This is a genomic window from Streptomyces sp. NPDC127084 (assembly GCF_042724175.1).
GTDB lineage: Bacteria > Actinomycetota > Actinomycetes > Streptomycetales > Streptomycetaceae > Streptomyces.
In genome coordinates this window covers 1,054-2,391 of the sequence record NZ_JBHXFA010000084.1, presented here as the reverse complement: position 1 = coordinate 2,391, position 1,338 = coordinate 1,054, and the positions used below count along the sequence as shown (strand labels likewise).

Below are 1,338 nucleotides of genomic sequence, written 5' to 3'. Positions count from 1 at the left end.
CCCCTCCGCCCCCCCCGCCCCCGCCCTCCACCCCACACACCACAAACCCCGGGGGGTTGTGGGGGGCGCCCGCCCCGGGGCCCCCCCCCCCCTCGGCGTACGCGTAGCCGTCCGCTTGTCCCGGTCCACTGGCCGGCGCCGGTTCCGGGCCATCTACCTGTCTCGTCCACGTATCTGATTTCCTGGCGTCCAGCCCATTTCATGACATGCGCATGTCTGGAATTATCCCGTGAGCCGACCGCGACCCCCCACATCGCGGCGGCTCACTTGTGATTGGGAGACGGCACATGTCACTGACCAGACGTGGTTTCCTCGCCGGCGCGGGCGTCGCGTCCGCCACCGCCCTGATAGGGGCGTCACCGGCAGCCGCTGCCGGGCGTTCCGGGCAGCGGCTGCTCGGTACCCAGGACTGGATGAGCGGCCTCGACGGCAACCGGGCGCTGGCGACCCTCACCATCCCCGGTACGCATGACTCCGGCGCCCGCTTCGGGGGTCCGTGGCCCGAGTGCCAGAACACCACCATCGCCCAGCAGCTCGAATCCGGTATCCGCTTCCTCGACGTACGCTGCCGGGCCATCGACGGCTCCTTCGCCATCCACCACGGCTCGTTCTTCCAGAACATGATGTTCGGCGACGTCCTCGTCGCCTGCCGGGCCTTCCTGGCCGCACACCCCGGCGAGACCGTGCTCATGCGGGTGAAGCAGGAGTACTCGGGGGAGAGCGACGCCGTCTTCCGCGCCATTTTCGACAACTACCTGGACGTACGGGGCTGGCGCTCCCTGTTCCGGATCGGCGACCGCCTCCCCACCCTCGGCGAGGCGCGCGGCAGGGTGGTCCTCATCGCCGACCAGGGCGGGCTGCCCGGACTGAAGTGGTGGGACGGGAACGCCTTCGACATCCAGGACGCTTACAACGACCTGCCCTGGGACAAGTACCCCAAGATCGAGGCGCATCTGCGCAAGGCCGTCGCGCAGCCCGGCAAGCTGTACATCAACTTCGTCAGCACATCGGCCTATCTGCCGCCGCGCTGGAACTCCGACGACCTCAACCCCCGGGTCCACCGCTTCCTGGACGGCACGGCCGGGAGCTGGAAGGGCCTCGGGATCGTGCCGATGGACTTCCCGAACACCCGCTCCGGGCTCGTCGAGTCGCTCATCCGCCATAACTGACGTCCGGGCGGCCACCTGACCCAGGTTCTGGTTCTCAGGATGTCAGGGGGGAAGTCCGGGCACTCCGTCAGGGGAAGGCCGGGGGGGGGGGGGGGCGGCGCGCGGCGCGCGGCCCCCCCCCCCCCCCCCCCCCCGCCCCCCCCCCGCCCCCCCCCCCGCGCGCACGCCA

General features: G+C 70.9%; 1 protein-coding gene. It reads left to right on the top strand.

Translation table 11 applies throughout. The features are described 5' to 3' along the window. Nucleotides 1-287: 287 nt before the first annotated feature. On the top strand, nucleotides 288-1,169 hold the full coding sequence (locus tag ACFWI9_RS20075) for a phosphatidylinositol-specific phospholipase C domain-containing protein (protein WP_387163790.1): 882 nt from the start codon (nucleotides 288-290) through the stop codon (nucleotides 1,167-1,169). Nucleotides 1,170-1,338 lie beyond the last annotated feature (169 nt).